The organism is Gordonibacter sp. (genome assembly GCF_036667095.1).
In the GTDB taxonomy this organism is placed as follows: Bacteria; Actinomycetota; Coriobacteriia; order Coriobacteriales; family Eggerthellaceae; genus Gordonibacter.
Genome location: NZ_JAVWUP010000068.1, coordinates 6,265 through 13,890, shown reverse-complemented (window position 1 = coordinate 13,890; position 7,626 = coordinate 6,265). Strand labels below are relative to the sequence as shown.

General features: G+C 53.5%; 9 protein-coding genes. All 9 read right to left on the bottom strand.

Going from position 1 to position 7,626, the window contains the following annotated elements; translation table 11 throughout:
* A partial coding sequence (locus RR842_RS07775; RefSeq protein WP_332729401.1) for a DUF4172 domain-containing protein occupies positions 1-364 on the bottom strand: 364 nt, incomplete at its 3' end.
* A gap of 285 nt (positions 365-649) precedes the next feature.
* Positions 650-1,945 carry an AAA family ATPase gene (locus RR842_RS07770; protein WP_332722985.1) on the bottom strand — a complete coding sequence of 432 codons (1,296 nt, stop codon included), beginning with the start codon at positions 1,943-1,945 and terminating at the stop codon, positions 650-652.
* Between the two features lie 144 nt (positions 1,946-2,089).
* Complete coding sequence (locus tag RR842_RS07765) at positions 2,090-2,803, bottom strand: molecular chaperone TorD family protein (RefSeq protein ID WP_332565709.1); 714 nt, start codon at positions 2,801-2,803, stop codon at positions 2,090-2,092.
* A complete protein-coding gene (locus RR842_RS07760; RefSeq protein ID WP_332722983.1) occupies positions 2,796-3,248 on the bottom strand; it encodes a DUF4405 domain-containing protein in 453 nt (150 codons plus the stop codon). Before RR842_RS07760 ends, RR842_RS07765 begins: the two co-directional genes overlap by 8 nt.
* Positions 3,249-3,257: 9 nt before the next feature.
* Complete coding sequence (locus tag RR842_RS07755) at positions 3,258-3,614, bottom strand: hypothetical protein (protein WP_332565707.1); 357 nt, start codon at positions 3,612-3,614, stop codon at positions 3,258-3,260.
* A 113-nt stretch (positions 3,615-3,727) separates the two neighbouring features.
* Complete coding sequence (gene nrfD / locus RR842_RS07750) at positions 3,728-4,954, bottom strand: NrfD/PsrC family molybdoenzyme membrane anchor subunit (protein ID WP_332565706.1); 1,227 nt, start codon at positions 4,952-4,954, stop codon at positions 3,728-3,730.
* Positions 4,955-4,973: 19 nt separating this feature from the next.
* Positions 4,974-5,597, bottom strand: coding sequence for a 4Fe-4S dicluster domain-containing protein (locus RR842_RS07745; protein ID WP_332729400.1), 624 nt, complete (start codon positions 5,595-5,597; stop codon positions 4,974-4,976).
* Complete coding sequence (locus RR842_RS07740; RefSeq protein ID WP_332729399.1) at positions 5,597-6,025, bottom strand: molybdopterin dinucleotide binding domain-containing protein; 429 nt, start codon at positions 6,023-6,025, stop codon at positions 5,597-5,599. The genes RR842_RS07745 and RR842_RS07740 overlap by 1 nt, the downstream gene beginning before the upstream one ends.
* A gap of 75 nt (positions 6,026-6,100) precedes the next feature.
* Positions 6,101-7,626, bottom strand: a 1,526-nt coding sequence (locus tag RR842_RS07735) for a molybdopterin-dependent oxidoreductase (RefSeq protein ID WP_332729398.1), incomplete at its 5' end; no start/stop codon positions are given.

The following is a 7,626-nucleotide window of genomic DNA, read 5'->3' as shown; positions in this document are numbered from 1 at the left end:
TGCAGTTCTTCACCGCTTCAAAGATGAGGGCAACAGCCCCGTCCGCCTCCCTCGTATCGGAAGCGGGCTCGGACTCCTCGATCCCCAACTGGCGAGATACCGATGACCTTACTTTAGCGGCATCGAGCGCCACTCCCTCGATGCGCGAAGACGCAAGCACCTCGCTCGAAAGCACGTCGGCTTCTGCCGCCGCCTCAAGGTCGAAGCCGATGTCGCTCATTTTTCCCAGCAGAAGACCTTGAGCGAAGCACACCTTGGCAACAAGGGGCGCTAGAGCCGAGTCGTCCCAAGTAAAATTCGTCCAGTCTTTACGTTCATGCAAATACATAGCCCCAGTGTAAGGTGCTGTGCGGAGAATGTCCACCTATTCTCCGCATAATATGCGGAGAATAGGTGATTCGCTGCGGGGCGCGTACAGTCGCACCGTCTTCATTTGCCTCATCATGCGCTCCCCGTATGGCATCCTTGTGTGCTGTAGCCGATTCGGGAGTCTGGCCCTTGCGTGGGAGACGAATTAGCCTCCCGCACACCTCCTACGCAAAAGACCAAAAACTGCCGGCCTCTCTCGGGACAGACGAGGGAATCTGGCTGCTCGCATAGACGGAACCATGCAAAGCATCACCCTCAAACGCAAAACGAGAGAGGCTTGTCAGCCCAAGCAAAATGCCGCGTAAAGAGGCACGCTTCTTACCCCGTTGGCGTAGCCGAACTGCCTCGCCGAAATTCTAACTACGTAAGGAGGATTGTAGGCTTTCCTATAAGCCTCCAAACTGCGCGACGAGACGTTTTCTCCTGATTTGACCTCGATAGGCACCACTTCGCCCGACTTCTCCTGAACGACAAAATCAACCTCTGACTTACTGGTAGTTCCCCAGTAAAAAGGTTCGCAGCCTAACGCCACCAACTGCTGCATCACGTAGTTCTCGGCCAATCCTCCTCGAAATCGTGATCCCTTTCCCAAAGCGGGTTCGATATCTTCAAGAGTTGCTCCCTGTAAAGCGGCCAACAAACCGACATCGACCAGATATAGCTTGAAGAAATCCCGCTCTGCAAACGAACGAAGAGGACGACACCCTTCACTCACGCGATAGCAGAACGAAACCAATCCTGCCGCATGGAGCCAGTTGATGGGAGCTTCGTACTGAAACGCCCGGGCGGAAGAAGCAATGGTGGCATATTGGAACTTGTGGTTTTCCTTCGCCAGCTGCTCCGGAACACTGCGCCACACATTGAGTATTTTTGCGCTATCAAGCGGACTTGCGTACTTCGTCATATCGGCAACGTAAGCGTCAGTGATGTTTTGCTGAATGGATCGGATGTTTTGGAACGAAGCGCCCGCAATCGAGGCGGACACCACCTCGGGCATTCCTCCGACAAGAAGATATTTACGACAGTACCCCAAAGCAAAGTCATGCAGGCCAAAAACACTGCCCTTATCAAACGAAGATCGGATGAGTCGAGCCAGCGATGCCTCTCCAAGCGCCCAAAGGTACTCCTCGAAATCAAGGGGGTGCATTGAGAGCATGTCCACTTTACCAACCGGAAACGAGTACTCTTCGCGCCCGAGAGCCACGCCCAGCAAGCTTCCGGCAGCAATGACATGCTGCTCGGGAGCACGTTCCTGGAAGTATTTAAGCGAAGTCAGAGCTCTTGGGCATGCTTGGATCTCGTCAAAAAAGATAAGCGTCTCACCGGCAACAACAGGCGAGCCTAGTATAACTTCCAGCTGAGGAAGCAGTACCTCCGGAGTAATATCGCCCTCGAACAGAGCACATAGGTGCTTCTGGGCCGAAAAATCGACATAAAGAACGCCGGCATAATGCTCTTTTGCAAAGGCGAGCACCGAGTACGTTTTGCCAACTTGACGAGCCCCGTTGAGAACAAGGGGCTTTCTTCTTTCGGAAGATTTCCATGCGAGCAGTTTCTGTTCGATTTTTCGTTTCACTGCACCTCGCCCTCATTCCGCGTATCCCTAAATGGAAATTTCGTTAATATTAACACGTTTTTTCCGGAAATTTCGTTATGGTTCGAACGAAATTTCTACTTGGCGGGATAAGTAGCATGAAGATACACGGAGTTTAGTGACCAACTAGCCCACTATTGCCAGCAGCATCGCCGCCGCGGCACGATAGAACGGCTCACGCGTCTCGGCAGTTACGGCTTCGGCAAAACCGGGCATCCAGGCGCGGACGTGCTCCTCAAGGAAGGATTCGTAGGCAACCTCGGGTGAACCGCCGGGAAGAGCACCGTCGGGGACGAAGCGCTCGGGAGCTCCTTCGCGCGGGTCTGCCGGCGCAGCACCCTCCGAGGCGGCTGCTGCTGCGCGCAAGGCCAGATGCTCCAGCAGCTCACACTCGGTGGACACGTGATCCAGCGGCTCGTTCGTGCCTTCGGGGCGCCCCAAGCCACACGCCTTCATGAAGCGCTCGACCTCCATGGAGTGCGGGTTCACGAACAGCAGCGCCTGCACACCGTCAGCTTGCGCGCGGTGGACCCCTTCGTAAGGGCTCACCACCGGCTCGGGCGCGCCCACAAACAAGCGCGTTGCTTCCACCCGTAAAAGGTGAAGCACTTCCTCGGAGTGCTTGCCCTCGTAAGGCGCAAGCATCCCTGAAAAGTTGTCGGACAAAGCTACGTCGAGAGCCTCGGTAACCTCGCGCACTGCCTCTGCCCACTCACCGGTAGAAACAGCCTCGGCAAGCACGCCTGTTGGATAGGAAAACGAAAGCGCAAGAAGCTCGCAGGTGGTGGCACGAATGCGCCAGGGCGCTCCGTCATCTACGGCTTCAATCGTTTCATTCATGTTTGTCCCCTTTTTCCTGTTTGAAGAAACTCAAGAACCACTTCCAGTGCACAACCACATGCACCAGCAGCAAAGCGAGCAGCACTTTGGCCGAGATTGAGTGAAGCGGATCCCAGAAGTAATAGCCACCTGCATACAGGCCGAATGCTTGAAGAACCGCACTTGAAATACCTATCCCCGACACCGTTACTACCACGAACACCACGAAAGTCGCCAGATCAAGCAAGAGGTTACCCTGACGTGCAAGTGAGGGACTTATCGCAATGCCCTTGAGTACATCAATGATCCAATCGTAGTGGACAAGGCAGTGTATGAAAAACACGACCACAATCCCCAATCCAAGCCATTCGTGCAGACCAATGCCCGTAATGGCAGGGTTTGCCACAACCAAATAAATAATCAGGACCACGCCATCGATGACGAGGTTTTTATGCATAGGCTTCATCAAAACCCCCTAAAGCTTCCGCACGAGCAGGACAAGGCCCACCACCAGCACCACCGGCGCCAATATCCACAGGTTCAGACTTGAGTCGCTTGGCTGGTAGTAGCGCGTGGTAAGCGTGTCCCAAGCATGGCAATCAACCGACGAACACGTTGCCTCAGGACACGACATCTCGTGGGCACCATCAGGCTTTGGCACGTTGTCAAAGCCGTGGCACTCCCCCGACGCACACCCCACCGCCGGACACGGGGAGTCAGCGGCAATTGCCCGGGGAAGCCCCACCTCAGGGCTTGCAAGCACGCCAGCAGCAAACACGCACGCTGCGACAAGTAAAAAAGCCACAAGGGTTATGACAATCTTCTTCGGCACCGACAACACCCCTTTGAGGGATAGGGTATCTCAACTACTCGCCAATACGTATAGACCTACACGCGAAGTGTGCCGAGCTTAGAGACGTAGCGCCCGGCACACTTCACGAAGAGCTAGTGCGAGCTTTTCACTGGCTTGAGCGGCAGATACTTCAAGCCCACCAACAACATAAGCGCGCCAAGTCCAAAGACACCTAACACAACCCCAAATTCAAGCAGCGAGGGGAAGTAAACCATGCCTTGGTAAGCACCCGCCATACCCGCAGTCCAGTCGGTGACGGTAGAAGACGTCATGGGGCCGGCAAAGTCCAGGTTAGGAATCTGAAAACCCCCTACCAGCAGCTGTGCACGCTTGCAGAAGATTCCCACGATGGCAAGCACACTTGCCACCACAACAAGCAGGTTCGTGCGCAGCTTCGGCACGAAGCACACCGCGGCCGCCAGTGCACACCCGATAATCTCTACCCAGAAAAACGGTGCGAGAGGGCCAACAGTGAGCATAGTGATAATCTCGGTACCCGAGCCGCCCGGAAAACCGACGGTCAGCAGATCGCACCCGAAGAAGTACAGGTCAACGAGAATGAAAGCACCCAACATCTTGGCCATCTTCGTAATGTTTTCCTGTGCAAGCTCCATGTATCCCGCCCGGCGCAGAGCAATCACCACAACCAACACGAGTGCCGTGCCACAGACAAGTGCCGACGATACGAACCAGGGAGCAAGCAGAGCCGTGTGCCAGAATTCATGTGCCTGCTGCAGCCCGAAGATCCAAGCGGTTACAGAGTGAACAAGGATGGCGCACACAAGGGCTATGACCGAGACAGCGCGCAGGGCAACCTCAGACACCTTACCCGCCTCGGCGCGCAAGGTGGCCCACAGATAGATGATAGACAAGACAAGGTAGGTGCCCAGCACTATGATGTCCCACATAAGCGGCGAGCCCAAGTTCGAGTAGGCAAAAAGCTCCCACAAGCGCATCGGGTGCCCCAGGTCAACGATAACAAACCCGATGGCAAGCACCGTGCAACAAATCGAGGTCCATACCGCCACCTTCGAGATACCGCCAAACCCCTTCAACCCAAAGGCACGCGGCACCGAAGAGATAATAAGACCGCCAGCAGACAAGCCAACCAAAAACATGAACATGGTGATGTAGAGCCCCCATGAGTCAAGGTTTCGCATGTTGGTCTGCACAAGGCCACCGGAGAGCTGCATGACCCACAGCGCAAGCCCCGCCACCGCAACGATAGCTGCAACGATGATGCCGATATTGAGCCCTCTGCCCCCGAATTTGGCAGCAGGAGCCGATGGCGACTGAGCCGCCTGGATGTTCTCAGACATGATGGTTCTCCTTATCTCCCTAGACGAGGTAGTAGACAGAGGGATTGGTTCCCTTTTCAGGAAGAAGTTGCATGTACTCACGATCACGGATTAGTTTGGATACTTCGGAGTTGGGATCATCGAAGTCACCGAAATAGCGCACACGAGCCGGACAGACCTCAACGCATGCAGGAGCTAAATCTTCCGCCAGTCGATGCCAACACATGGTGCACTTCTCGACCACATGTTTTTGATGCTGCGGAACACCCACATCGCCCATCGCTTGACCGATGGCATACTTCGGCTCCTCCCAGTTGAACGAGCGAACACCGGTGTACGGGCAAGCAGCCATACACATGCGACAACCGATACATTTGTCATAATCTTGACGAACGGCACCTGTTTCTGCATCTCGGTAGGTTGCACCAACCGGACACACTTTCACGCAAGCTGGGTTTTCGCAATGCTGACAGGATATGGCAATGTTTGCCATATCGAGATGAGGATACGTGCCAGCCGGGGTGTCTGCACTATCGCCACCTACCGTGAGAACGCGACTCCACCACACGTTGTCGGGCAGATTGTTTTCCACTTTGCATGCTACCGCACACGCATGGCAAGCAATACAGGATTTTTTGTCGATAACGAAACCAAGACGTGCCATTATTCATCATCCCCCTTCCATGTGCGAACCTCGCAAAGTACATCCATAAAGTTGTTGTTCACTGCGAATACATCAAATTCTGTGGAACTCAACAATGACCATCCGCCTGCTTTATGTTGGTTGAGCTGCCAGCCCTTGGGATACAACAACGCACCAGGGCGAATGGCTTCAGAAAATACCGCCTTAGCCACAGCAGCTCCCCGATCATTGAAACATTCGACGTAGCTGCCATCAACGATACCCCGAGCTTCGGCATCTGCGGGATTGATTTTCACAAAAGGCTCGGGGTCCAGTTCGCGCAAAAGGGGCGTATTGAACCATTGCGAGTGAACACGGTAGCGCGGCCGTTCACTCATAAGCACGAGCGGATATTTTGAGTACAACTCGTTTTCCGGCCATGCCTCAAGCGGCGGGAACCAATGAGCCATGCGGTCGCGATCAATTTCTTCAGGTGTTGGCGTCTTTGTCGTAGCCGCACGTAGGGTCGGAATTTCTCTATATAACTAAACACGACCCGATGCCGTGCCGAAAGCACCATCTTTATAAGCAATGTGCGGATCAGTTTCTGCATTACCAGGAATGAAGCGAATTTGCTTTTCTTTGCGTAGTTTATCCATGCTTAAGCCTGCAGCCTTGGCTAGATCGGTGTTATAGGCTTCTTCAAGAATCTCTTCGTTACTTAAGGTGAAATACGTGCCAAGCCCCAGCTTTTCAGCGAGTTCGGTGATAATTAGTGTATCTGGTTTGCTTTCGTACAAGGGTTCAATTGCCTTTTCATTGTGGTGCAGTGAGGAGCATTGTCCCGCATTGGCCACTTCTTCTAGCTCGAACCATTGCGCAATCGGCAGCACCATGTCAGCGTAACGCGCGGAATCTGTCATGGCAGAGTCGGCGACCACAATATATTCCATCGAAGGGATGATGACGTCGGTCCACGCATGGGTATCGGTATGGGTATTTAAGGGGTTCGCTGAATACATCCAGAGCATCTTTATTTCTGCTTTTTTGCCAGCGAATTGCTTCATTTCGACCACGTTTTTCAGATCAACGCTTGGTATCGAGAAGCCAGCACTTGGACCATTTGGTGCGGTGTATGCTGAGTTGCCTCCAATATGAATGCCCCAGAATGCTCCGTAGGAAGCACCCGGCTTACCCAGGTTGCCGAGGAGCGCGCAGAGCGTAAGGCCCGCCATGGTGGTATGAGCTCCGTTATTGTACGCTTGTGGACCATACCCTTCATAATGGAATACGGGCGTGTCCATGCAGGCATCTGCTAACTCATAGATGTCTTCGATTGAGACTTCAGTCAACTTGGATACTTCTTCGGGAGAATGCGACAAAATCTCTTCTTCTAGCAGTTCATATGCGGTGCGACACGGTACGCCATCAAGGTTGTACACACCCTTTATGTCGGGCGTGGACGCTTCGGATACCGCCGTCAGATTGCCTTCTGAAAGCACCATGTACGGATCGTAAATTATCTCTTTACCCGTTTTGGGATTCATTTTACCTGTGGGGGTGGGAGCGATGCCGGTATTACTCCTGCGGACAAACATTCCCGTATCGCTTCGTACCAGAAATGGAGCGACCGTATGTTGCTGCAAGTAATTAATGTCTTGGGCTTCTTTTTCAAGAACGATGTTCATGATGGCATATTTAAGCAAAGTGTCGCTGCCTGGACGAATAGGGATCCACTTATCAGCTTTGGAAGCGATTTGCGTGAAGACGGGGTCGACGACTACTAATTTAGTACCACCATACATAGCTTCCTTTACCAGATGCCAATTTTGTACTTGAGCGTCGGTGATATTAGCACCCCATACTACAATGGTTTTTGCATTTTTTGCATCGGTGGGTTCGTTGCCTTCCCACATTTGCATGCCCATCATGGGGCTGACATAGAGGCCCGCTACTGCCTGCATGCCATAGTAGCTACCCATATCTAGGCAAGGACCAACGCTGCTAGCATTCAGAAGCGCCTGCAGGCGACCATATGCGCCAGTAATGCCGCTCGCCTGGTTGCCTGAAG